The organism is Gilliamella sp. B2887 (assembly GCF_026537015.1).
Classification (GTDB): Bacteria; Pseudomonadota; Gammaproteobacteria; order Enterobacterales; family Orbaceae; genus Gilliamella.
Map to the genome: position 1 here is coordinate 19,449 of NZ_JAFNMX010000005.1, position 26,158 is coordinate 45,606.

At 35.3% G+C, this 26,158-nt stretch carries 24 protein-coding genes; 16 read left to right on the plus strand and 8 right to left on the minus strand.

All coding sequences use genetic code 11. The features are described from left to right. Positions 1-13 precede the first annotated feature (13 nt). The gene (locus J3U13_RS05575) at positions 14-1,393 is read right to left on the minus strand and encodes an MATE family efflux transporter (protein WP_267340693.1); all 1,380 of its coding nucleotides are present in this window, start codon (positions 1,391-1,393) and stop codon (positions 14-16) included. Between the two features lie 361 nt (positions 1,394-1,754). Between J3U13_RS05575 and yejK the strand changes: the two genes are divergently transcribed. Beyond that, on the plus strand, positions 1,755-2,759 hold the full coding sequence (yejK, locus tag J3U13_RS05580; protein WP_267340694.1) for a nucleoid-associated protein YejK: 1,005 nt from the start codon (positions 1,755-1,757) through the stop codon (positions 2,757-2,759). Positions 2,760-2,792: 33 nt separating this feature from the next. Continuing rightward, positions 2,793-3,635: a deoxyribonuclease IV gene (gene nfo, locus J3U13_RS05585; RefSeq protein ID WP_267340696.1), complete on the plus strand. Its 843-nt coding sequence runs from the start codon at positions 2,793-2,795 to the stop codon at positions 3,633-3,635. A gap of 214 nt (positions 3,636-3,849) precedes the next feature. Here the strand turns inward: nfo and yccS are convergent, their stop codons facing one another. After that, on the minus strand, positions 3,850-5,991 hold the full coding sequence (gene yccS, locus J3U13_RS05590; protein ID WP_267340697.1) for a YccS family putative transporter: 2,142 nt from the start codon (positions 5,989-5,991) through the stop codon (positions 3,850-3,852). 513 nt (positions 5,992-6,504) lie between these two features. On the opposite strand from yccS, the gene J3U13_RS05595 reads away from it, so the two are divergent. Next, a complete protein-coding gene (locus tag J3U13_RS05595; RefSeq protein WP_267340852.1) occupies positions 6,505-6,843 on the plus strand; it encodes a Grx4 family monothiol glutaredoxin in 339 nt (112 codons plus the stop codon). 52 nt (positions 6,844-6,895) lie between these two features. Here the strand turns inward: J3U13_RS05595 and rnt are convergent, their stop codons facing one another. Then, positions 6,896-7,588 carry a ribonuclease T gene (gene rnt, locus J3U13_RS05600; RefSeq protein WP_267340698.1) on the minus strand — a complete coding sequence of 231 codons (693 nt, stop codon included), beginning with the start codon at positions 7,586-7,588 and terminating at the stop codon, positions 6,896-6,898. 119 nt (positions 7,589-7,707) lie between these two features. Beyond that, positions 7,708-8,478, minus strand: coding sequence for a tetratricopeptide repeat protein (locus tag J3U13_RS05605; RefSeq protein WP_267340700.1), 771 nt, complete (start codon positions 8,476-8,478; stop codon positions 7,708-7,710). Between the two features lie 229 nt (positions 8,479-8,707). Here J3U13_RS05605 and J3U13_RS05610 point away from each other — a divergent pair, with 229 nt between their 5' ends. From J3U13_RS05610 to cysZ, 7 genes are all read left to right on the plus strand, one after another. After that, positions 8,708-9,466 (plus strand): Nif3-like dinuclear metal center hexameric protein, encoded by a 759-nt coding sequence (locus J3U13_RS05610; protein ID WP_267340701.1) that lies wholly within the window; start codon positions 8,708-8,710, stop codon positions 9,464-9,466. Between the two features lie 97 nt (positions 9,467-9,563). Then, the gene (dapA, locus tag J3U13_RS05615) at positions 9,564-10,442 is read left to right on the plus strand and encodes a 4-hydroxy-tetrahydrodipicolinate synthase (RefSeq protein WP_267340703.1); all 879 of its coding nucleotides are present in this window, start codon (positions 9,564-9,566) and stop codon (positions 10,440-10,442) included. Positions 10,443-10,481: 39 nt separating this feature from the next. Then, positions 10,482-11,174: an outer membrane protein assembly factor BamC gene (bamC, locus tag J3U13_RS05620; protein WP_267340704.1), complete on the plus strand. Its 693-nt coding sequence runs from the start codon at positions 10,482-10,484 to the stop codon at positions 11,172-11,174. A 305-nt stretch (positions 11,175-11,479) separates the two neighbouring features. Beyond that, a complete protein-coding gene (gene purC / locus J3U13_RS05625) occupies positions 11,480-12,190 on the plus strand; it encodes a phosphoribosylaminoimidazolesuccinocarboxamide synthase (protein WP_267340706.1) in 711 nt (236 codons plus the stop codon). After that, on the plus strand, positions 12,190-12,645 hold the full coding sequence (locus J3U13_RS05630) for a DUF441 domain-containing protein (RefSeq protein WP_267340707.1): 456 nt from the start codon (positions 12,190-12,192) through the stop codon (positions 12,643-12,645). Before purC ends, J3U13_RS05630 begins: the two co-directional genes overlap by 1 nt. A 3-nt stretch (positions 12,646-12,648) precedes the next feature. Continuing rightward, entirely contained in the window at positions 12,649-14,667 is a 2,019-nt protein-coding gene (locus J3U13_RS05635; protein ID WP_267340708.1) for a GNAT family N-acetyltransferase, read from the plus strand. A gap of 138 nt (positions 14,668-14,805) precedes the next feature. Next, positions 14,806-15,636, plus strand: a complete 831-nt coding sequence (gene cysZ / locus J3U13_RS05640) for a sulfate transporter CysZ (RefSeq protein ID WP_267340709.1) — start codon at positions 14,806-14,808, stop codon at positions 15,634-15,636. Positions 15,637-15,639: 3 nt separating this feature from the next. Here cysZ and J3U13_RS05645 read toward each other — a convergent pair whose 3' ends face one another. From J3U13_RS05645 to J3U13_RS05655, 3 genes are read right to left on the minus strand one after another with little or no spacing between them, the layout of a single operon-like run. Further along, on the minus strand, positions 15,640-15,825 hold the full coding sequence (locus J3U13_RS05645; RefSeq protein WP_267340710.1) for a hypothetical protein: 186 nt from the start codon (positions 15,823-15,825) through the stop codon (positions 15,640-15,642). A gap of 35 nt (positions 15,826-15,860) precedes the next feature. Continuing rightward, positions 15,861-17,000, minus strand: coding sequence for a succinyl-diaminopimelate desuccinylase (gene dapE / locus J3U13_RS05650; RefSeq protein WP_416380641.1), 1,140 nt, complete (start codon positions 16,998-17,000; stop codon positions 15,861-15,863). Between the two features lie 13 nt (positions 17,001-17,013). After that, positions 17,014-17,370 (minus strand): ArsC family reductase, encoded by a 357-nt coding sequence (locus J3U13_RS05655; protein ID WP_267340714.1) that lies wholly within the window; start codon positions 17,368-17,370, stop codon positions 17,014-17,016. 363 nt (positions 17,371-17,733) lie between these two features. Here J3U13_RS05655 and J3U13_RS05660 point away from each other — a divergent pair, with 363 nt between their 5' ends. The 6 genes from J3U13_RS05660 (at position 17,734) to tkt (ending at position 24,670) form a co-directional block, all read left to right on the plus strand. Further along, the gene (locus J3U13_RS05660; protein ID WP_267340715.1) at positions 17,734-17,976 is read left to right on the plus strand and encodes a FeoA family protein; all 243 of its coding nucleotides are present in this window, start codon (positions 17,734-17,736) and stop codon (positions 17,974-17,976) included. After that, entirely contained in the window at positions 17,973-20,300 is a 2,328-nt protein-coding gene (feoB, locus tag J3U13_RS05665) for a Fe(2+) transporter permease subunit FeoB (RefSeq protein ID WP_267340716.1), read from the plus strand. Before J3U13_RS05660 ends, feoB begins: the two co-directional genes overlap by 4 nt. 90 nt (positions 20,301-20,390) lie before the next feature. Further along, complete coding sequence (locus J3U13_RS05670) at positions 20,391-20,636, plus strand: FeoC-like transcriptional regulator (RefSeq protein WP_267340718.1); 246 nt, start codon at positions 20,391-20,393, stop codon at positions 20,634-20,636. 261 nt (positions 20,637-20,897) lie between these two features. Beyond that, positions 20,898-21,356 carry a ribose 5-phosphate isomerase B gene (gene rpiB, locus J3U13_RS05675; protein ID WP_267340719.1) on the plus strand — a complete coding sequence of 153 codons (459 nt, stop codon included), beginning with the start codon at positions 20,898-20,900 and terminating at the stop codon, positions 21,354-21,356. A 199-nt stretch (positions 21,357-21,555) separates the two neighbouring features. Next, positions 21,556-22,506, plus strand: a complete 951-nt coding sequence (gene tal / locus J3U13_RS05680; RefSeq protein WP_267340720.1) for a transaldolase — start codon at positions 21,556-21,558, stop codon at positions 22,504-22,506. Positions 22,507-22,663: 157 nt separating this feature from the next. Further along, entirely contained in the window at positions 22,664-24,670 is a 2,007-nt protein-coding gene (tkt, locus tag J3U13_RS05685; protein WP_267340721.1) for a transketolase, read from the plus strand. A 92-nt stretch (positions 24,671-24,762) separates the two neighbouring features. Here tkt and J3U13_RS05690 read toward each other — a convergent pair whose 3' ends face one another. Continuing rightward, on the minus strand, positions 24,763-26,151 hold the full coding sequence (locus J3U13_RS05690; RefSeq protein WP_267340722.1) for an MATE family efflux transporter: 1,389 nt from the start codon (positions 26,149-26,151) through the stop codon (positions 24,763-24,765). Positions 26,152-26,158: the final 7 nt, after the last annotated feature.

The following is a 26,158-nucleotide window of genomic DNA, read 5'->3' on the forward strand; positions in this document are numbered from 1 at the left end:
GTCACTATTTGACTTATTTTGGATAATGTCGGCTTTTTATCGATCTAAAATACCAATAAAGTGCAGTATAAGCGATACCGGTTGATAAAAGATCAGCGGTTGGTGACGAGGCCCAAACACCATCTAAATCAAAAAATTGTGGTAAAATATATAGTGTTGGCAATAAAATCAAAATTTGCCTTGAAAGACTGAGTAAAATAGAAACTCTAGCCATACCAATACATTGGAAAAAGCTTGTAGTGACCATTTGAAAACCAACAAATACAAATGAAAATGTTGTGTAACGAAGTGCAATCGCGGATATAGCAATTAAATCAGTTTCAGAACTGAATGCTCTAACCAGCACATCAGGCATAAAGTAACCTAAAATAAACCCTGTACTAGTAATCACGGTAGCGATTTTTACCGCGTAAATAAAAGTTTCTTTTACACGTTTATAATTTTTTGAACCATAATTATAGCCAATGATTGGTTGCATGCCTTGATTAACGCCAATGACAATCATAATAATCAGCGTTATTAATCGATTTGCATTGGAATAACCCGCAATCGCATCATCACTTGAAACATGAGAAATCGGTGCATAGTAAGTTAATTGCCAGTTAATGAATATTACAACCACGGACGCGGCAACTTGCATTGCAAATGGCGACATACCAATAGATAAAATAGATTTAATATAGGTAAAATCAAGCTTAAAATTACGACGGTATAGTTTAATATTACTATTTTTACTAATAAAATGCTGCATCACAAATAAAAAGCTAATGAACATAGATAGTGTGGTTGCAAAAGCTGCTCCCCGCATGCCCCAATCTAAAACAATAATAAAAATTGGTGCAAGAATAATATTGGCAATTACACTAATAAACATAGTTACCATAGCTTTGAAAGGGTAACCACTTGCTCGCATCATATTGTTGTAATTGAAAGTCAATGTGATAAAAATACTACCTGGTAAAAACACTTCTAAAAATTCACGAGCATAAATATGGTTGCTTGGGCTTGAACCAATAAAATGTAAAACAGGATCGATAAAATAAAGCAATAACGCTAAAGTAATACCACTTAGTACCGCAGTTAACATAAACGAAGTGCCAGCAACTCTTTCGGCTTTATCGATTTCACCACGACCTAAAAATATCGAAATACGACTAGCCGAACCAATACCTACCAGCATACCAATGCCCGCAGCGAGATTCATAACTGGTAAAATAATGCCCGCGCCACTCAAAGCTTCACGTCCAATCCAATGGCCAATAAAAACCCCATCAATAATGTTATAAAGAGTATTAACGGTTGTTCCAATAATCGAAGGTAGAGCATATTGCCAAAATAATAAGCTAATTTTTTTATTTTTAAAATCATTATAAATATCTTGAGGATTTGCCATATTATTTATTCCAGCTATAACAGGTTGTAAAAAAAGTTTTAGGTTAACGATACGATTCAGTAAAAATATTATTGTTACTTATATTATTTATCATCATGCTAATGGCAATTACGCAGTTGTCTTATCAACAAAAGAGTTTGGTCGGTTATTTTAACCGTTAAAACTCCAGTTTTTGTTATTGATATTTATTGAATACCATTAGATATTGTAAAGAAGTTTCAGGTTAACTATACGTTTTAGTATAAAATCTAACTATTTATCAATTGTTATCTAATCAGACTAATAAATTGTGGATAGCACTTTTTTAGTGCTTTGATAAAATAGGGTAGTCTTACTTTTGCCACCCAAACAGGAATTCTAAATGAGTGTACAAATAGAAAAAGTTATTTTACATAAATTAATCAGAAAAAATGACACTGAAATTGAACTGCAACTTCGTGATTCAATGCTAAGCAATCAACAAGCTGTTGTCAATTTAATTGAGGATATTAACCGCATATACAATAATAAAAGCAAAGCTTACGGGCTGTTTAATAGTGAAAGCCTGTTTGAACAATCGCTTAAAGAGTTGCGTTTAGGTAATCAAGATTTTTTGCATTTTAGTCAAGAGTCAACCAAACAACTGCGTAATGAACTTGCTAAGTACCCATTTGCTGAAGGGGGTACAGTTGTCTTTTGTCACTATCGATATTTAGCCGTTGAATATTTAATTATTGCAGTATTAAATAGCTGCTCTAGTATGTTAGTTAATGAACAGCTTGATATAACTGAAACGCAATATCTGGATATTGATCATGCTGATATTATTGCACGAATCGATATCACTGAATGGGAAACCGCACCAAATTCAAAACGCTATTTAACCTTTTTAAAAGGCCGAGTTGGGCGTAAAGTATCTGACTTTTTTATGGACTATTTAGGTGCCAGTGAAGGATTAGATGCTAAAGCGCAAAATAAAACTTTAGTGAAAGCGGTTGATGATTATTGTCAAGAGATGCAGTTTGACAAGCAAGACAAAACCAGCGCCCGAGAAAATGTCTATAATTATTGCCAAGCTCAATTACAAGCAGGAGAAGAGATCGAACTCAGAAATCTAGCTAATGAATTGCCGTCAAATGGTGAAAATAATTTTACTGAATTTGTAAAAAATAGCGATTACGATTTAGAAGAGACCTTTCCTGTTGATCGCAGTGCACTGCGTCAACTCAAAAAATTCTCAGGTAGTGGTGGTGGATTAAGCTTGAGTTTTGATTCTGACCTATTAGGCGAACGAATTAAATGGGATCCACAGACTGATACAATTGTGATCAAAGGTGTTCCACCTAATTTACGCGACCAATTACAACGTAATAGCGGTTCAAACTGATTATCACATCCAATTATTAGGAACATAAACAAGATGAAATACATTGGTGCACACGTTAGCGCAGCAGGAGGAGTTGATAATGCTCCTATCAATGCTTATCAAATTGGCGCAACTGCCTTCGCTTTATTTACTAAAAATCAAAGGCAATGGCATGCTAGGCCACTTGAATCAGCCATTATAGATAGTTTTAAAAAACGCTGTGAACGGTATGGTTTTACCAGCAAACAAATTTTACCCCATGATAGTTATCTCATTAATTTAGGTAGTCCTGACAGTGAGCAACTCGATAAATCACGAACCGCTTTTTTAGACGAAATGCAACGTTGCGAACAATTAGGACTAACCTTGCTAAACTTTCATCCAGGTAGTCACCTACAAAAAATATCGGTTGATGAATGTCTAGCGCGTATTGCTGAATCTATAAATATCACTCTAGATAAAACGAAAAATGTTGTTGCAGTGATTGAGAATACGGCTGGACAAGGATCTAATTTAGGTTATAAATTTGAACATTTAGCTCAAATTATTGACAAAATTGAAGATAAAAATCGCGTGGGCGTTTGCATTGATACCTGCCATGCTTTTGCTGCTGGTTATGATTTACGGACTGAAAAAGCATGCAAAGAAACGTTTGATGAATTTGAAAAGATTGTAGGATTCAGATATTTACGAGCCATGCATTTGAATGATGCCAAAAGTGAGTTTGCAAGCCATGTTGATCGCCATGATAGTTTAGGTAAAGGTAACATTGGCGAAACAGCATTTAAGTTCATCATGCAAGATTCACGAATTGATGAAATTCCACTCATTCTTGAGACCATCAATCCAGATATTTGGGCGCAGGAAATTGCTTGGTTAAAAGAGCAAACAAAGTAGTAAGAAAAACAGTTAATTATCTCGCTTTGTTTATCGCTGTTATTAAGTTGTGGCGTTGAGGTTAACAAACGCCACAAAGCACTTAATCATGCTCCAAACAAAACGCCAAACCCTGAAAGCGGTGATATTGGTCGCGCTTGAGAAAACGGGCAAGGAAATATCTTAAATATCAATTTTTTTGTTAAGTTTTTATCAACACTATATTTTTTAGAATTTACATTGATTTATCCAATTCACTGACAAGCGTCACGATTTCGGGCAGAATATCTAATATTAAGGCTAGTTGTTGCACTACCAGTAGATCGTTATTGCTTTGATCGTCATTGATGGAGAGTGATTCAATATAATCAGTCACCGTTTCTTTAATTACTTGATATTTATTATCTAATTTTTTATCACTGAGAAGATTAATGATATAAACAGTCAAATCATCAAATAGATTAAGAGTATTTGAGGAGATACTTTTATCTCGATGTGCTCCTAATGTTGATAAATAGCTGATAAATGTATGATTCAAGGTGAGCAAACGGAAGCCTTTGTCAATGATCACTTGGTTCATGTGGGGTTCTTTAGTCATTAAACTAATTAATGATGATAAATCGGCACTGCTATCGTGTGCGGCACGGCGTGCCACGCGATATTGTGGATCATTGGTTTTACCTGATAAATATTGATGTCCAATGGAAGCTAAATAGTGACTGTCGTCATGACAAACACGATCAACTAATTTAGGTAAGTTTCTAAATTTCCAGTCTGGCCAAATGAAACTCACCGCAAACCATGCAATAAAACAACCAATTAATGTTGCTATAATTCTTGAAATAGCCACTGAAATGCTACTTTCACCAAGCAAACTGAAACTAAAAAATACTAATAACGTAATAAAAGCGGTGGCATAAGCATATTGGGAATTTTTGAATAAGAAAAATAACCAGCCAGTTATAATAATCAGTACCAACTGATCAGGTACGCTAGGAAAAAGAAAAGTTAAAGGAATACCGACAACAATCCCTAAAATAGTCCCAATAACACGCAATTTTAATCGATGTTTTGTGGTTGAATAGTTAGGTTGACATACAAATAAACTGGTTAAGATGATCCAATATCCATGTGATAAACCTGAACAGAGGATTGCCATATATCCTACAAAAAACACTAAACTCATTCGCACAGCATGTCGAAATAGTGGGGATTTAACTGTCAAATTATGTTTAATTTTAGCAAACAGGTCGTGAAAGCTAGTTAGCTCTTCATCGATCAACTGGTTATCTTCCTGTTCTCTTGAAAGGTGCTGTTCAGTATCAATATTCGTCAGCAGCAGATCGATAGAGAGTAAATTCTGATGTAAATTTTTTAAGGCTTTAATCAAAAGCATGTCAGCTTTATTGCTTAATTGATATTGTTCGATGGCTTCCTCAAGATACATAAAATAGTGAGCAAACAATGGGTCATGTTGATAGGCTTGGTTTAACTTAATTGATACTGCTAACTGCGTGCATGCCTTCGCTTGTAAATTTAAAATTCGCGCAAAACGAAATAGAATATCGCTATGTTTAAACTGCTCACTCAACGCCTGATATTGTCCATGTGCTGAACTTGCGCGCTCGTGAATATCTTGCGCTACAAAATAGTAGCTTAATAGTTTACGAATATAAGATTGTCCACGATAACTTTTTAAGCGATTAAAGAGCGATCGTTTTGTATTGTTAAAGGCACTAATTAACTGATTATTACTTTCAGTTAATTGCAAAGTTTGCTTTTTAAATCCGTCAGTTTCATCAGGATCGAACATTGAGGCTTTAGCATCTAAATACTGTGCTAATTTCATAAAGCAGAGAGAAAGTGACTGTTGCGTAGTGCGAATAGGTTGTATGATTGATTCAATGAGCGATACCACATTGTACCAAAGCGCACCAAGCAACAAAAAACATGGCAAAGTGAGTTTATCGTCAAATAAATTATGCCCAAGCATAGTATAAGCAGCAATTAATAACGAGCCAAATGCAATCACACCATAACGCTGTCCGAGTGATCCCAGCATAATAAAAATAAAGGTAGAAGATACTAGCCCAATCATAAACAGAGTAGGGTAATCAAATAATAACTCAACTGAAAACGAGCCCAGTGTAAAACAGAACAATGTTAATATTAAATTGATGCAACGACTAAATAGACGAGTATCAATCTCGGTTAGCCCAGCAGCGACCACACCTAGAGTAAGCGGAATAACCAGTGATGTATGGCCAAAATACCAAGGCACCAACGTTGAGCCAGTTAAACTTATAAGCATACGGATGCTAAATAGAAGGTTACTGCTGTAAAAGACTTTACGCAAGGTCAATATTAAAGGATGCACAAATGTTGGTTTTCGTTGAGTTAATAGGATGGGCTAGGATACTATATTGTTGCGAGTTATTAAAGAGGGCTGAATTTTTTGGTTAGAAATTATAATAAGTAACAATCAAAACAACTTATCATTTATTATTGTACCTTCTGTGTTTCAAATGTTTTCTCCAATGATTAAATAATTTATTTATTCAAAATTTAGATTAATTTTCTTAGGATTATTCCCAAATCATAATGGAAAATTAAATATTGAATTGATTAAAAAAATTCGAATGGTATAGACTTCTGAATTATTTTTATCAAAACTGTTTTTTTATTAATCATTCTTGAAATTTTTTAAACTTTGATTGCAAAAAATAGCCGTATAATCATTGGCGATAACTGATAATTATTTATATTTATTAGGAATTTTGTTATAAATCAAAAAAAATGCATCTTAACGGTATCAAGCGCGGATAATCTAAGTTAAAATATTAGGCAAGCAATTAATTACCAAGGAATAACTTGTATGACAACTGAAGAAATGACGACACTTGATAAAATTAAAAAACAGATTGCTCAAAATCCCATTCTTTTATATATGAAAGGTTCGCCAAAATTGCCAAGTTGTGGTTTTTCGGCTCAAGCAGTCCAGGTTTTATCTCAATGTGGTGTGCCTTTTGCTTATGTGGACATTTTACAAAATCCTGATATTCGTGCCGAATTGCCGAAATTTGCTAACTGGCCTACCTTTCCACAATTATGGGTTGAAGGTGAATTAGTAGGAGGATGCGATATTATGATTGAAATGTTCCAAACTGGCGAACTGCAAACTCTAATTAAAGAAACAGCGGAAAAACATCCATATAATGATAATCACTGAGCAGGTTTTATGTTCAAAGTTCATTTAAGAGCGCATAATTGCGCTCTTTTTATTACTCTGTTTGTTGATCTGACTCTATATTCGATTGTTGACCATCTGACTCATTCTCCATTTGTGTTGGTAAATCAGCAAGTGGCCATCCTCCTAACCGTTTATAACGATTGACAATTTCACAAAATAAAATCGCTGTTTTTTGGGTATCATAGAGCGCTGAATGGGCTAGTTTATGGTCAAATGGAATTTTTGCCACTTCACAAGCTTTAGCCAGAACCGTTTGTCCAAAAATTAAACCACAAAGGGATGCAGTATCAAAAGTTGCAAATGGATGAAATGGATTACGTTTAATACCAGCACGCTCTGCAGCAGTCATTAAAAAACTATGATCAAAGTGAGCATTGTGGGCAATAATTACGGCTCGGTTACAATCATTTGCTTTAATACCCGATCTTACCACTTTGAAAATGGCTTCAATTGCAATTTTTTCATCCACTGCTCCACGTAAAGGATTATTAGGATCAATCCCATTAAATGCCAGTGCTGTTGGCTCTAAAATTGCATCTGCAAATGGATTGACATTGAATTGTAAAGTTTGATCAGGCTCAAGCCAGCCATCTTGGTTCATTTTTAACGTAATGGCGGCAATTTCTAAAATTGCATTTAGCTTTGGATCGAAGCCTGATGTTTCGATATCAATCACAACAGGATAAAAACCCCGAAAACGTTCACATAATTTTGCGTTTGGCACAATAGTTATCTTATTTGTTTAAAAATGGAAATTATTATGCCAGTTTTTAATGTATTCGCCTAGTTTTACCTTTATTGTACCTCTTTACAAAGTCAAACAAATGGTTGGCATTATATAAATCAATTCACTTCTTTGCCTAATTGACTTAATTTTTGTTTTGATTGTTGAATCTCTTCAATCCATTTGGCATTTAAACGTTTGGAATGTTTGGATAGTTGATTAAAACGTTGCTCTATGATGTGTAACACTTGGATTGCATGATCAATTTGGTTCCAACCAATTAAGGTTTTTAAATAAAATGAAATTGCTTCTAAATTAGGGAAATAAGTAATTAACGCTTCAAATTCTTCTTTAGCGTGTTCCCTTTCATTAAGGGAAACTAAAATTTTAGTGTAGAGTAAATGGCCTTCATCAGATTGATGATCAGGATTTTTTTCACGTAAAAAATTTAACGTCTCTTTCGCTTTAGTATACTGATGATCTCTAAAAAGCGCATAAGCATATTGTAGTAAAATATCTGGAGAAGTTGCGTAAATGTCAGTTAATGCTTGTTGATAGTAGATCAAAGCTTCATCAGCTCGATTATTGAGAACCAAAGCTTTACCTAAAGCGATTCGTGTACTGGTTGTTTGTGATAATTCATATTGTTTTTGTGCTTCGCGCAGTTCACGCTCAGGATCCAGTGTTTTACGTAGTTTTGATTTAATTTTGAAACCAACAGGCGTTGCCCGCAACTTAGGTAACAAAATGACAGCAAAATAAATTAAACTGCCTAAAATAGGGACTATGAATAATATATAAATCCAATATCTATCTTGTTGAGTACGAATTGCATGAAGTGCAAAAAATAATGCAATGGCACTACTTAATCCAATTCCTAAAATCGGCACAATAATATCCTTTTAGTGAACATATATATAAAACAGCATAATTAAACACGATATTAAGTCTAAATAAACTTTTACAATTTATCAATATTAACAATAAACAAATGGTTAGTATTTTTGTAAATAACCCTAGATCCGATAGTCTACTGACACAGAATAAAATATGTAGGTGAGATAATTGGTAAAAGTGATTATAATTATCAACCACAACCCTTTAAATAAAATATACAAAATGCATCGAGCTGAACTTGAACAAATAATAAATATTGAATTGCAAATAAATCGATACCGAGACTATGCACCTAATGGATTGCAGGTACAAGGTCGAAGTGAAGTCAAAAAAATTGTTACAGGCGTTACAGCTTGTCAGTTATTGTTAGATAAAGCAGTGGAATTACAAGCTGATGCAGTGCTAGTGCATCATGGTTTTTTTTGGAAAAGTGAACCACAAACCATTACCGGTATAAAATATCGACGTATAAAAACGCTTTTATCGCATGATATTAATTTGTACAGTTATCATTTGCCATTAGATGGGCATCTTGAATTGGGTAATAATATTGCACTGGCGAATTTGCTAGATATTAAGGTTGATAAACACGATGATATTACCGATTTAATGTTTACAGGTTCATTAAACAATCCGCTTACAGCCTTACAGTTTAAGCAACAGCTTGAAAAAGCATTACATAATAGCAAGTCGCAAGTGTTGTTTTGTGGTGATAACGCGCCAAAAATCATTAATCGTATTGGCTGGTGCAGTGGAGGTGGACAAGATTTTATTGAACACGCTGTTCAACTTGGCTGCGATGCTTTTTTTACTGGTGAAGTTTCCGAACGTACTATTCATATCGCTCGAGAATATGGTATTAATTTTTATGCAGCAGGCCATCATGCCACCGAACGTTATGGAATAAAAAAGTTAGGAGAGTGGTTGGCAAGTTACTACGGGTTGCAAAGTATTTTTGTTGATATTGATAATCCGGCATAACAAAAGTTGAATTTAACTTAGAAATAACGCATACTTATTCGCAGTTTTTATAATCTTTAAAGCTGTTTTATAAACAGATAATATGAGAGGTCATTTTATGTTTACAGGAAGTCTGGTCGCCCTTATTACACCGATGGATATAAAAGGAAATGTAGACCACGTAAGCTTAAAAAAATTGGTCGAATATCATATTGCTAATGGCACATCAGGTATTGTTTCAGTTGGAACAACTGGTGAATCAGCAACGCTTGATCATAGTGAGCATATTGATGTCATTAAGCGAACCATTGATTATGCTGATGGCCGCATTAATATCATTGCAGGGACAGGTGCAAATGCAACTAAAGAAGCGATTGAATTAACTAATAAAGTTGAAAATATCGGTGTAATTGGTTGTTTAACTGTGGCTCCTTATTATAATAAACCCACTCAAGAAGGTATGTATCAACATTTTAAATCCATCGCTGAAAATACTGCATTACCTCAAATTTTATATAATGTACCTGGTCGTACTTGTAGTGACATAAAACCAGAGACTGTTGGACGTTTATCAAAAATTAAAAATATTGTTGCTTTAAAAGATGCTACAGGTGATCTCTCTCGTGTTTATAAAACGCGAAGATTAGTCGGAGATGAGTTCAAACTTTTAAGTGGTGATGATGCAACTTTCTTAGATTTTATGATTTTAGGAGGAGATGGTGTCATTTCGGTTACTGCTAATGTTGCAGCAAAACAGGTTGCTACGGTTTGTAAATTAGCGGCAAACAATCAAATTCAAGAAGCACGTGTGGTAAATGACAGTCTATTAGCATTACACAACAATTTGTTTATTGAGCCAAATCCAACACCCGCAAAATGGGCGTGTACTCGATTAGGTTTAATAGCCAATGGTACAATCCGTTTACCAATGATATCGCTGTCCGAATCATCTATTCCAGCGTTAGAGCGAGCATTGAAAGATGCTAATTTACTGTAATTTACTTTCTTACAACTACTAATTTAAAAGCAGATATCTATGTTTAATAAAACCATATTGCATAATTATGTCTTAATAAAAACCGTTATTTTGACGGCTATTGTCTCTCTACTCCTTGTAGGGTGTGGTAGCGATCAGAATTATAAGCGTGAAATTGATGGTAATGAAGATTATTTAAACTCACCTGCTTTAAAGCCTTTAATTATTCCAAAAGGTATGACAATTCCGGCAGAAATAGCTGATTTTTTTATTTATAAACTTGATTCCAAAGGTAACTTGGGTAAACAAGTTGATATTCGACCGCCTGTTGTACCAATTCCAACTGTTTCTGATGCTTTTGTTATTTATAATAATGGTGTTGTTACATTTAATTCACCGCTCAACGCTGATGTATGGAATAAAATTCCTAATACTTTAAACAATAAAAATATTCCAATTAGTAGTAGTGATAATTTTACAATTAAAACAGGTAAAGCTTTTATTATTCGAGCAGATGAAACTCAAACAGCAGAAGCATCCTTTATTTTCAAGCGTCAAATAGTAGGTGATACCGAAACTATTACAGTTAGCTTGGATTCGTTAACTCGTGGTACAGAAGATATTTCTTCACAACCGATTGAAGTTCAGCGTTATGTTGTCGGTTTATTTAATTCGTTAATGGATGATGTTGCTCCGCAGTCTTTTAGAGAATTACCAGTAAAAGATTCGAACGAAAATGAAGCTAAAAAATAAGCTGATAAAGATGCTCAATCTCTCAAAAGACACAAAGAAGATCTTAAATATCAGCTTAACCGCAAAAATGATAACGATTTTTATATTGTGGAGATGATGATTAATAATCTATTAATTAATAATAATTTTTAATTAATAGTGGGCATGAAATTTGTCGGTGCTTTGAGTTGAACTCAGCTATAAACTGATATCCAGTTGCTATCTATGCTTAAAAGATTCATAGTAAAAATAGCAGCAGTGAGTTTGAATTTAAGGAGCATTAGCTCCTTAATTATTTGTTGGCAAATTGAAATAAGGTTATAAGCATGAAAAAGTTGGATGAGCTTTATCGCGGTAAAGCAAAAACTGTTTACGCAACAGACAACCCTGAGCTATTAATATTGGAATTTCGTAATGATACTTCTGCTTTTGATGGTTTACGCATTGAGCAGCTCGATCGTAAAGGAATGGTCAATAATAAATTTAATTATTTTATTATGACTAAACTACGTGACGCAGGGGTGCCAACTCAAGTTGCTGCCTTGTTATCAGACAATGAAGTCTTAGTAAAAAAACTTGATATGATACCTGTTGAATGTGTCGTTCGTAATCGTGCGGCAGGTTCTTTAGTTAAACGCTTGGGTGTCGAAGAAGGTAAAGTACTTAATCCTCCAACGTTTGAATTATTTCTCAAAAACGATGCTCTGCATGATCCAATGGTCAACGAATCTCACTGTAGGGCTTTTGGCTGGGCAACAGATGAGCAATTAGCTACGATGAAAGATCTTAGTTTTAAAGTTAATTCGGTTTTGATAGAACTGTTTGATAAAGCAGGTTTAATTTTAGTTGATTACAAACTTGAATTTGGACTCTTCAAAAATGAAATTACGTTAGGTGACGAATTTTCACCTGACGGTTGCCGTCTATGGGAAAAAGAGACATTGAAAAAAATGGATAAAGATCGTTTCCGACAAGGTTTAGGTGGCGTTATTGAAGCATATGAAGAAGTGGCAGCACGAATAGGTGTTTCGTTATAATGTTTGCACAGTTTGATATTTCTTTTTTTCTTCTTTTAGGTCTCGCAGCACTGTGTTATTTAACACACAATAACACGGTGACTTTTGCCATACTATTACTGCTAATGTTTAAACTCACACCGTTAGCAGTTTATTTTCCATTTTTGAATAAATATGGTTTAACTATTGGTGTTGTCATTTTAACTGCTGCTATGATGGTACCGTTAGCCGATGGATCATTAAAAGTTGCTGATATTGTGAAATCATTCACGACTTGGCAATCAATCGTTGCTATCGCTGTGGGAATTCTAGTTTCATGGTTAGGTACTCGCGGCATATCGTTAATTGGTGCACACCCTACCATTGTTAATGGATTAATTATTGGCACTCTTATTGGTGTGGCGTTCTTTAAAGGCATTCCTGTAGGACCACTCATCGCTGCTGGCATATTGTCATTGTTGATTGGAAAAAATTAAGCAATGTCATGCCTCAAAAGCACAAGAACATTGTGGGTGTTACAGGGTGAAGCGACACAATTATTTCAGCAACTGAATCATACTGTAACCACAAATATTGGCGATTGGATAACCATTACTGATCAGCCAAATGCCCCTGACTTTTTGCCAAATATCCTGTTACCTCATAAAACCAAAAAGCTATTAGGACAACAGTATCTGCATGCTATATTTGATGCAACATTAGGATTTAATCTGGATGCGTTTGCCATGTTAACTGGTACACTGGTTAAAGGAAGTTTACTGATTTTATTATTACCGGATCAACTTGAAACTTGGCAAGATCAAGATAGTTTACGCTGGAATGAAGCAGAAATGCCCATTATTGTGCCAAATTTTGTAAATCACTTGTTAAATACACTTGCTGAATTTGATATAACTATTGAGAAAACTGGCTTATCAGTATATGAACATTCGCCATTACCAAAATTGTTAGATGATGACAATCAACCTGATGATTTAAGTCAGCAGCAAACGACGTTACAAAAAATTTTAAACAGTAAGCAAGATATTAATGTACTTATCGGTAAACGAGGTCGTGGTAAATCGGCTTTGGCAGGATTATTTAGTCAGCATAATAGCTGTATTGTGACAGCACCGAATAAAGCGGCACTGAATAGCTTTTTTGCTTTTGCTAACCCACACACCCCTTTTTTTGCACCAGATGAATTACTAGCTTGGCAACAAAACAATTTTGCGGATCATTTAATTATTGATGAAGCCGCCATGATACCGCTTCCAATGCTTGAACAATTACTGAAATTAGCCAAGACTAAAAATAGTCAAGTATTACTTATTACCACTACAGAAGGATATGAAGGTACAGGGCAAGGATTTTTATTAAAATTGTTGAAAAAAAAATCGTGCCAATTTCATTCTCTTGACACCCCCATTCGATGGCAAACGGGTGATAAGCTAGAGCTATTTTGCGATCGTTTATTGTTAAATGGGATATCAGAAGAAAAAGAAAACCCAAGAACGAGTAATTCATACATAAGATACAGTAAACTTGATCGGCATAATCTTAAAACGTTGATATCCATCTTTTATCTTTTAAAAAGCGCCCACTATCAAACCACACTAGTTGATTTACGACGCCTCTTTGATGCACAAAATTTATCGGTTTGGCAAGCAACAGTCAATCATATCTTATCCAAAACGCATCCAATAACAACTAAAGAGATCGCTGCGGCAATTACGCTAAAAGAAGGAAATTTGCCTGATTCACTTATTGAGCAAGTATGGCTAGGTATGCGCCGCCCTAAAGGCAATTTGGTAGCACAATCACTGGTCGCCCATGCAGGTGAAAAACTGGCAGCTCAATTATGTTCGGTACGGATCAATCGTATTGCGGTAACTGAGCTTTATCGACGACAACATATTGCTAAGAAACTTGTACAAGCCATTAGCGATGAAGCGAATCACCAACATATCGATTATTTATCGGTGAGCTTTGCATACAGTCAGCCTAATTATCAATTTTGGATGGCATGTGGTTTTAATTTAGTGCATGTTAGTAGCCATAAAGAAACCCGAAGTGGTAGCTATTCAGTTATGGCAATTAAACCCTTAACTCATTCAGGACAGCGATTGGTTGATCAATTACGCCAAAAACTTGCCCGCAATGCTTACTGGCTTAAAGATATCATTAAAGTACCTTTTGAAGATATGATTGCCTTTGACAAGGTTCAACAATTATCCACACAAGATTGTTGTGAATTATCCGGTTTTTGTGATTATTATCGTCCTTTTGAAGCGAGCTATCCTGCACTTTGTCGATTAAATCTTTATACACTAAAACATCAGCAATGTTTAACATTGCCGATATTATCTGCATTAATTAATAGCAAGAATAATCAAATTGAAATTATTAATCGTTATCACTTGACGGGAAAAAATGCATTAATGCAAGCCATTAAACAAGAAGTTAAAACTTGGTTGGTGAATAATCAACTTAATGCAAAACTAAAAAAATGCCAGTAAAGATAATTAAACGTTATTGAGGTTAGTAAAAGGTATATTTAAAATATTGCACAGTTTATCTAACATATCTATTACTGTATTACATATTTATACCTAGCTAAGGTATTGGCTGACAAGTTAATTAAAAAGGAACCCAATGTGACGTCTAATCAAATCGATCATAATGCCCTACATCAACATTCCCACACACAATCACATCTAAAAAATCATCAAGCTCGAAGTGGTTTAGAATATTTCATTAAAGGTTGGTCATTAGCTTTCAGTCCTGGGATTAAGCGATTTGTTTTTCTACCTCTACTTGCTAATACTGTATTAATGTCGGCACTTTTTTATTGGTTCTTTACTGTTCTTGATGGTATGGTTGATTGGGGACTATCTTATGTGCCAAGCTGGTTACATTGGTTAGGATACCTCATTGTGGTTATTCTAATTTTAACGCTTGTAATTTTGTTTTGTTATTTTTTCAGTACGGTTACTAACTTTATCGCTGCACCATTTAATGGAATATTAGCTGAACAAGTTGAAGCTCAATTAACTGGTATGCCTGCGCCAGAAACATCGTGGATCAGTTTGCTTAAAGATCTACCGCGAATTTTAAATCGTGAGCTACAAAAATTAGGTCATTATTTATTATGGGCTGTTCTGATTCTACTGACTTATTTTATCCCCGTCATTGGACAAACGGTTACACCAGTGGTGTGGTTTTTATTTACCGCTTGGCAAATTAATATTCAGTATGCGGACTATCCATTTGATAACCACAAAATAAAATTTCACCGTATGCGGAGACTATTAATGCAAAACAAGGCTGACAATCTGGTATTTGGTATTTTAGTTAGCTTTTTTACTATGGTTCCAGTCCTAAATCTAATTGTGATGCCAATTGCCGTATGCGGTGCAACAGCAATGTGGGTAGACCGTTATCGTCATCAAGCTGTATTCGAAAGTACCCAACAAGATTTTCGTTAATATTTATTTGTTCGAATGTTTTGATGACGGCCAATCATCGTCGTCGTCACTATAGGGTATAGGTTTAATTCCTTTCTTTTTTTCTAAATAATTTTTATAATTTAGCCGATTTAGTGCTTTAATGGTATTAATAAAAATTCCAATTAAGATGATTAAAATAATCCACCAATAATCTTTAAGCCATGCCATGTTATCCCCTTATTGATAATGTAAATTGGGCTCAATTATGTCAGTAATAAAATCTCTAAAATACGTCTATAGATTGTGCTTAAGTTGATGATGTCTTGGCAATTGGTATTTTCGTTGACCTTATGGATAGTTTTATTGAGTACGCCGAGCTCAATGACTTGGCAACCCATTTTAGCAATAAAACGACCGTCTGATGTGCCACCACTGGTAGAAAGGGTAGTAGTTATTCCTGTAATCTCTTTAATGGCATTTGCGGCAGCATTAGTTAGCTCACCTTGCGGGGTTAAAAAAGGATGACCTGAAAGACGCCAATTTAGGGTATATTTTAGATCATATTTTTTTAAAATTTGTTCAACACGTTCTTTAATTTGTTTGTCGGTTAGTTCGCTGCTATAGCGAAAGTTAAATTGGATGCTAAGATCGCCAGGTATGACATTTTCTGCACCCGTTCCCCCATTAATATTAGCAATTTGCATAGTGGTTTTTGGAAAATATTGATTACCTTCATCCCAACTTGTGTTTACCAGTTCATTTAATGCGGGAGCAAAGCGATGCACAGGGTTATCTGCAAGATGTGGATAAGCAACATGTCCTTGCACGCCGTGCACAACTAAATGAGCTGTTAGTGAACCACGGCGTCCATTTTTGATTTGATCGCCAAGTAGGGTGTCGCTTGAAGGCTCACCAACAATACAATAATCAATACGCTCATGACGATTCATTAAGAAATCCACTACTTTAGCTGTACCGTCGATTGCATCTGCTTCTTCATCAGACGTTAATAAAAAAGCCACACAGCCACCATGTTGGGGAGTGTTTTTAATAAATTCCTCTGCCGCACATACCATGGCCGCCACACCACTCTTCATGTCAGCTGCTCCACGACCATACAGCACACCTTGTTCATCGATGGTCGGTGTAAAAGGCGGATAAAGCCATTTATTCTCATCACCTGCGGGCACTACATCCGTATGACCTGCAAACATCAGGGTTTTACTATTACGATCACCATGAAAAGCCCACAAATTTTTGGTTTGCCCGATATTAATTCTTTCAATGGTAAATCCAAGTTTTTTTAAACGTTCGATAATTATCTTTTGACAGTTTTTATCATCAGGACTTATTGATTTTTCAGCAATAAGCTCTGAAGTTAGCGCAATAACAGGTTCAGTTATCATAGTCTCTATCTTATTTTGGTTGCGAAATGAATTGTAAATAACTATCGTCAGAAAATCCCAACAATGCACGTTTACCATTGATCAGCAAAGGACGCTTTAAAATTGATGGATTGTCTAACATAATTTTTTTTGCGGCTTGTTCATTATCGATTTGGGTACGAACCTGTTCATCTAATTTACGCCATGTAGTGCCACGTGTATTCAGTAAACTTTGCCAATCAACTAATTGCAAAAAAGTGTCGAGCAGTTCTGCCGACAAACCATCGGTTTTATAGTTATGAAACTGATATTGGACATGGTGATCATCAAGCCAACTAAACGCTTTTTTCATTGTGTTGCAGTTTTTAATACCATAGATGATATACATAATTGGAGGTTCCATTATTTGATATATACAAAAGATTATATCAGTTATAAGTTATTATCAGCAATTAAGATGATTAATGAAAATATCTATTCTGATTTTGTTTTATTATACTCGACAATATTAACCGGTGATGATCTTATGGGTCTTTTAAAAAAGTTAAAAATTCTTTTTTCTGAGGTTGGACTGCACATTTATTCAAAAACAATTGAAAATTTTTTACTTGCCCCCATTATTTGACCAATCTTTCCATTTTTTTCATGAAAATTTGTTTTTTTCTAAAGCAATGTGTATTAATATTGCGAATTGTTCGCATTTTAATTTGCATGATTAAATCAAATAATCTAACTTTACGTAGGAAGTATGATGTCAACTTTAACCCTTAACCACTTGCCAATAGGGCGCGAGGCGGTTATTTCTAGATTTTTACCTAAATCGTTACCTTATCGTCGTAAATTATTGGCTATGGGCATTACACCTGGTTGTAAAGTCGAAGTAGTACGTACTGCGCCACTGGGTGATCCCATTGAGATTAATATGCGTGGTTTTTTATTATGTTTACGTCGCCAAGAAGCTTCTTTTATAGAAGTGTTAGAGGTCAGAGCATGAAGATCGCGCTAATTGGTAATCCAAATTGTGGTAAAACAACATTATTTAATTTATTGACTGGAGCTAAACAACGAGTGGGTAATTGGCCAGGAGTTACTGTTGAGCGTAAAACAGGTCTTTTCTCCTATAATCATAAACAGTACGATATTGTCGATTTGCCAGGAACCTATTCAATTGAATCCGATCCTTTATGTGTATCGCAAGATGAATTGATTGCAAGGCAGTTTGTCTTGAGTGAGGATGATAGTGTGATTGTAAATATCATTGATGCAACAAATTTGCAACGTAGTTTATATCTGACTTGTCAATTAGTTGATCTGCAATTGCCTATGATTGTCGTGCTCAATATGATGGATGCCGTTAAAGCAATGGGAGAACAGATTAATGTAGAAAAGTTGAGCGAATTGTTTGGTTGTCCGGTGGTGGCTGTATCATCAAGTAAAAAAATAGGATTGCAGGCACTGTATCAGCAAATAGAAATGATGGCATCATCTTCCAAAATAGCTAATTCTTCAATAAATTTGTTAGGAGATGAGCAACAAGCTATTATTGATAGATATGTTAATGAATTACCAAAAGACAGTGTAGTGCGCCGATTTAATCCTTGGCAATTGCAAGATGCGTTATTGGATGATTCACATTACACTTTGACCCAACTTGAGAGTGAAAAGCTAAAAGCCTGTCGTCTGTTGCTTTCAGCATGGTGCGATAACGAAATTGATGTGGCGTTAGCTTCAGCTCGTTATGATATGATTGATACAATTTGTAAAACCGTCATTGACAAACCTCGTGAGTTAAATGTTCGCTTTTCAGATATGCTTGATAAAATATCCTTAGGACGTATTACAGGGATTCCATTGTTTTTGTTAACAATGTATGTCATGTTTATGTTGTCGATTAATTTTGGTTCGGTTTTTGTTGATTTTTTTGATGAATTATGTAGCACACTGTTTGTGGATGGTACAGCACATTTATTGCAAATCCTGAACGCACCCGGTTGGCTTATTGCCATTATATCTAATGGTATAGGGCGTGGTATCCAAACTGTTTCAACCTTTATTCCTGTCATTGGTGCTATGTTTTTCTGTATGTCTTTTTTGGAAGACTCTGGTTACTTGGCAAGGGCAGCAATGGTTGTCGATCGTGGTATGCGTTGTATTGGTTTACCTGGCAAAGCATTTGTGCCCATGTTAGTCGGTTTTGGTTGTAGTGTACCAGCCATTATGGGAACTCGTACATTAGAAAGCACGCGTGACCGCATCATGTCAATTTGTATGATTCCATTTATGTCTTGCGGAGCAAGATTGCCAGTGTATGCATTATTTGCAGTCATCTTTTCACCTAAACATGCTTCATTTATCGTTTTTAGTTTATATATGTTGGGTGTAGCGGTGGCAATTATCACAGGGTTTGTGCTTAAGTACACTTTGTTAAAGGGCTCGATTACGCCATTTATTATGGAAATGCCAGTGTATCGAATTCCTACTTTAAGCAGTTTGATCAGTTTAACTTGGCAACGTCTGAAAAATTTCATTTTTAAGGCTGGAAAGGCCATTGTGATAATGGTGACTATATTGAGTGTGCTTAATTCCTGGGGTCGTGATGGAACATTTGGACATGAAGATTCACAAGATTCTATGCTATCAATTGTTAGCCAGAAGATCACACCAGCATTTGCTCCAATGGGGATTAATCAACAAAATTGGCCTGCTACTGTAGGGATCTTTACCGGTATTTTTGCAAAAGAATCGGTTATTGCTACTTTAAATTCGCTTTATTCTATGGATGAAACGGATACAACACAAGAGGCTGAATCATTTAATCTGTCGCAAGGGATTTTAGATGCGATCAAAACTATTCCTAAAAATCTCGTTAATTTGTCTGATGCTGTTTTAGATCCTTTGGGTCTATCTACAGTAAATGATGATATTGATTCGTTGCAATCCGATTTGGCAGTGGATTCGACAGCAGTATCACAAATAAAAAATTCCTTTATGACGCCATCAGCCGCCATAGCTTATTTAATTTTTATTTTACTTTATACTCCTTGTGCTGCGGCTTTAGGAGCAGTATATCGTGAGGCTGGTTTAAGATGGATGATATTTGTTGGAGTTTGGACTTTTATAATTGGTTGGTTATCCGCAACAATTTACTATCAAACGACTTTGCTAGGTCATTCACAATCGGCAGTTTGGTGGCTTTTGGGGTGTGGGGCATTTATTCTAATTATTGTTATCACTATGCGTATATTAGGTCGATATTCCATTTTTAATCAATCAACAGTAAGCTCATCTAACCCTAAAAAATCATCTTGCTGTTATTAAATATTAGTCTATTAAAAAGGCATATTTCTTAATCATTCATCAATAAATTTAGGAGAAGATGCAGAGCATAACTCTGCATCTGTAATTATTATGCTAATTACTTCAATTCGAGATTATGTGCAATTAAAAGGTCGTATAGAGCTACAAGACATTGCACGACATTTTCGTATTCCTGGCAGCGCCACAGCTCAAATACTGGATTTTTGGATTAAAAAAGGAAGTATTAAAAAGATCAGCATGGCAGATAATCAAACCCTATGCACACCTAATCATTGCAAAACGTGTGCGGGTTGTAATATCAGTCAGCAAATAGTTTATATCTGGTTAAATCAATAATTCATATCGTTTTAAAATTATTCTGTTCAAATGTATTCATATTTAACTTTTGATTAAATTATCTAAAAGAATTTATTAGAGGTACGGTGTTTATGGAGTCCTATTTGTAATTGATCGCATAAATTATTGCTATATTTTCTTATAAAATATTTTATTTTCGCGACTTTCATCACATAATTGAATTAATTTTTGCTTCAAAATATCAAATGATATTAATATGAACTTATGTTCATTTTTTAAATTAAATTGAGGTAAAATAATATGAAACCAATAGCCATTGGCGCTGATGATGCCGCATTTGAATTTAGAAATAGCTTAGTTGATTATTTGACAGAACAAGGGATTGAAATTATTGATTATAGCAGTGACAAACAGATAAAAAACTCTTTGTATCCTGATGTTGCCAACGCAGTGGCTTGTTCAATAAAATCAGGTATACACGAACGAGGGATCTTGATCTGTGGTACCGGTATAGGTGTGGCAATAACAGCTAACAAGGTACCTGGTATACGTGCCGCACAATGCCATGATGTGTTTTCAGCTGAGCGTGCCAGAAAGAGTAATAACGCACAAATTATGACAATGGGGGCTAGAGTGATTGGTGTGGAGCTAGCTAAAAAACTTGTACAAACATGGTTAAATTCTGAATTCGAGGGTGGAAGGTCGATGGCTAAAGTTGATCGTATCAACCATTATGATCAGCTGTACAGTAAAAAATAATGATTTATCAGAATATTTTTGGTTAATTGGATTAAATTTGTGAACAAAGAGAACTTTTTAACATTTAATTTCACTTTTTTATTTGATTGTTTTTTTAATCTATTATGTGTACAAAATTGTAATATGGCACTGTCGTTTTATTTTTGAATAAATGCTATTATATTTTTATTAAACTAAATGCTGTAGAGGATATAGAAGTATGAGTCAATTAGATGAATTTAAAAAATTAACTGTAGTTGTTGCCGATACGGGAGATATCGATTCAATAAAACAATTTTCACCTGAAGATGCCACAACTAATCCATCCCTGATATTGAAAGCAGCTCAACTGCCTCAATATCGTTATCTGATTGATTCTGCTATAAAATCCTCTAAAAAATTGGGCATGAGTAAAGAACAACAATTAGTTAATGCCTGTGATCAAGTTGCTGTTAATATTGGTGCTGAAATTTTAAAATCCGTTCCTGGACGTATTTCGACTGAAGTAGATGCACGTTTATCATTTGATACACAAGGTTGTATTGATAAAGCACGTCGTATTATTGAACTTTACCAATCAAAAGGTATTGATAAATCACGTATCTTAATTAAAATCGCCTCTACGTGGGAAGGAATTAAAGCTGCAGAAGTATTAGAAAAAGAAGGTATTAACTGTAATTTGACATTACTTTTCTCGTTTGCCCAAGCAAGAGCATGCGCTGAAGTCAATGCCTTTTTAATTTCCCCATTTGTTGGGCGTATCTATGATTGGTATCAAGCAAAAAAACCCATCGATCCTTATGTTCCAGACGAAGATCCAGGTGTCGTTTCGGTTCGTAATATCTTTAACTATTATAAACAGCATGGTTATAAAACGATTGTGATGGGTGCTAGCTTCCGTAAAGTCGATCAAATATTAGCCCTTGCAGGTTGTGACCGTTTAACCATTTCACCTAATTTGCTTGCTGAAATGCAACAATCAACCGCCTCTGTTACACAAAAACTTAATCCAAATCAAACTATAGTCTCTCGACCGGCACCTATGACTGAGGCCGAATTTAGATGGCAACACAATAGCGATGCCATGGCAGTTGAAAAACTTGCTGAAGGTATCCGTGCTTTTGCTGTTGACCAAGGCAAATTAGAAAATATGATCAGTGCATTACTTTAATCATATTGAATACAAAAGGGGGAGTAAGCTCCCCCCATTTTTACACTATTTTATTCGTTTTTTAATAACGAATTTGGCAGGTAACAGCACTTATAGCTGATATAGTAACTTGCTTGATTAGGAATTTTTAATTAAAAATTTTTTTGGAGATTACAACATGAATGCAACGACTTTATCTCACCGCGAACTAGCGAATGCGATAAGAGCATTAAGTATGGATGGTGTGCAAAAAGCTAAATCTGGTCACCCAGGTGCACCTATGGGTATGGCCGATATGGCAGAAGTGCTTTGGCGTGGATTTTTGAAACATAATCCTACTAATCCTAATTGGGCCGATCGCGATCGTTTTGTTTTATCAAATGGTCATGCATCTATGTTGATATATAGCTTACTGCATTTAACAGGCTATAATGTAACAATCGAGGACCTTAGAAACTTTCGTCAATTGCATTCAAAAACAGCAGGTCACCCCGAATATGGCTATGTACCTGGTGTTGAAACAACGACAGGTCCATTAGGACAAGGTATTGCTAATGCTGTAGGTATGGCTATTGCTGAAAAAACATTAGCCGCACAATTTAATAAATCTGGTCATACCATTGTTGACCATCATACTTATGTATTTATGGGTGATGGTTGCATGATGGAAGGCATTTCACACGAAGTATGTTCATTAGCGGGGACCCTTAAACTAGGAAAACTCATTGCGTTTTATGATGAAAATGGCATTTCTATCGATGGTGAAATTGATGGTTGGTTTACTGATGATACCGCAAAACGTTTTGAAGCTTATGGTTGGCATGTAATTCGCGCAATTGATGGTCATGATGCTCATGCTTTGAAAGAAGCCATTGAACAAGCGCAAGCAGTAACGGATAAACCGTCTTTGTTAATGTGCAAAACTGTTATTGGTTTTGGATCGCCAAATAAAGCGGGTAGTCACGAAAGTCATGGCGCACCTTTAGGTGATGCTGAAATCGAAGCAACGCGTAAAGAACTTGGTTGGAACTATCCTGCCTTTGAAATTCCGAAAGATTATTACGATGCTTGGGATGCAAAAGCAAAAGGTAAACAAATTGAAGATGGGTGGAATACACGTTTTGACGCTTATGCTAAAGCTTTTCCTGACTTAGCTAAAGAATTTAAACGTCGTATGAATGGCGATCTACCTGTGAATTGGCAACAAGTTACAAAAGATTTTATTAATAAACTACAAGAAAATCCTGCAACTATTGCGACTCGTAAAGCATCACAAAATGCTATTGAAGCATTTGCTCCTTCCTTACCTGAATTTTTAGGGGGATCGGCTGATTTAGCACCAAGTAACTTAACTATGTGGTCAGGCTCAAAAGAAATTTTAGCCAATCCAAATGGTAATTATATCCATTATGGAGTGCGTGAATTTGGTATGTCAGCGATTATGAATGGTATTACGCTGCATGGCGGATTTATTCCTTATGGTGCTACTTTCCTAATGTTTATGGAATACGCACGTAATGCTGTCCGTATGGCAGCGTTAATGAAGATTCGTTCATTATTCGTTTACACTCACGATTCTATTGGTCTAGGTGAAGACGGACCAACGCATCAACCAGTTGAACAAATGGCAAGTTTACGTGTTACACCAAATGTCAGCACTTGGCGTCCATGTGACCAAGTTGAATCAGCTATTGCTTGGCAGTATGCGATAGAGCGCAAAGATGGTCCAACAGCACTAATTTTCTCAAGACAAAATCTTAAACAACAAGATCGTAGTACTGAGCAACTAGCTAATGTTTACCGTGGTGGTTATATTCTTAATGATTGTACTGGCACACCAGAATTAATTATCATTGCCACTGGTTCAGAAGTCGAACTTGCTGTGGAAGCTTATCTCCAATTAACTCAAATTGGAAAAAAAGTACGTGTTGTTTCAATGCCATCAACGGATGCTTTTGATAAGCAAGATAGTGCTTACAAAGAGTCTGTTTTACCATCATCAGTTACTGCTCGTCTAGCTATTGAAGCAGGTATTAGCGATTATTGGTATAAATATGTTGGTCTTAATGGTGAAGTTATAGGTATGACAACATTCGGTGAATCAGGTCCAGCCGATCAACTATTTAAAGAATTTGGATTCACTATTGAAAACGTGCTTGAAAAAGCCAATAGTTTATTAAAATAATCAATTTATAAATTCAATAACAAACGCCATTAGCTAAGATTGTTAATGGCGTTTTTATTATGTGAAAATTAATTTTATTTTTTCGATCCAATTTATCTGGATGCTTGTTCTAGAATAATATTTGTGGGTTGCTTTTGAATGTAAATCATTCTGGCAATAAGTAAGAAAGCAGCAACTGCTAGTCCCAATATAATCCCTATCCAAAAACCGGCAGCACCAATTGGCTGCACGATTAAATCGGTTAATCCTAAAATGTATCCAACAGGGAGTCCAACGCCCCAATAAGAGATAAGGGTGATGAAAAAAATACTTTTCGTATCTTTATAACCACGTAATACGTTACTTGCTACAACTTGTAGATAGTCAGAAGCTTGATAAATAGCAAGTAAAATTATAAGTTGCAAGCAAATAGTAATAACATCCACTTCTTCAGTGAATATGTGAATAATTGGTGTTCTAAAAACAACCAAAACTAATGCTACTACGACTGCAATTATTAGCGATATGGCTAAACTAATATATGCAGTTTGCTTAGCTAATGATGGTTTTATATTACCTAGCAAATAACCAACACGGATACTTGATGCCACACCTAAAGATAACGGTATTGCAAACGTTAAACTACTAATTGTAAAGATAATCTGGTGTGCAGCAACCGTAATTTGACCTAGTGGGGCAATAAGCAAAGCTACTACAGCAAATAAGCTCATTTCGAAAAAATAGGCTAGAGCAAGCGGCATACCCAGCATAACAATATTTTTAATTACTTTAAAATCAACCAGTTTCGTCAATTCTGTTTTGCGAATATCACGTTGACTTGAAGTAGTTAATGTATATAAGCGAATTAAGCCAAACATGAGCCAAAAAATTATAGCAGCTGTAATTCCACAACCAACCCCGCCAAACGCAGGTAATCCTAACTTGCCATATATTAGAACATAATTAATAGGAATATTAGCAAGTAATGCTATAAATATGATCACCATCGCTGGTTTAGTATTGGATAACCCTTCACACTGATTGCGGTACACTAAAAATAATAAAAATGCTGGTACTCCCCACATAATTGCTCGTAAAAATTTAACGGCTACGTCCATCATTTCGGGATCAATAGGATGATCAACTGAACTTCGTAGACCAATTATTTGGTCTGAATGATATAAAATCAACATTATTAACACAGATAAAAATAGGGCGATCACAACACCTTGGCGTGTGTGATTTGCAACTTGGTTTCGTTTAGCTGCACCATTTAAATTTGCAATGATTGGGGTTAAAACAGTTAACAGACCTTGCCCAAACAAGACTGTTGGTAACCATATTGATACTGCTATGGCTACACCTGACAAGGCTGTTTTACTATAATGTCCTGCCATAATGGTATCAACGAATGTGATGGCTGTTTGTGATACTTGTGCAATAAGTACTGGTACAGCTAATTTACCAAGATTTTTTATTTCATGTTTATAATGTTGTTTCATGATGTTA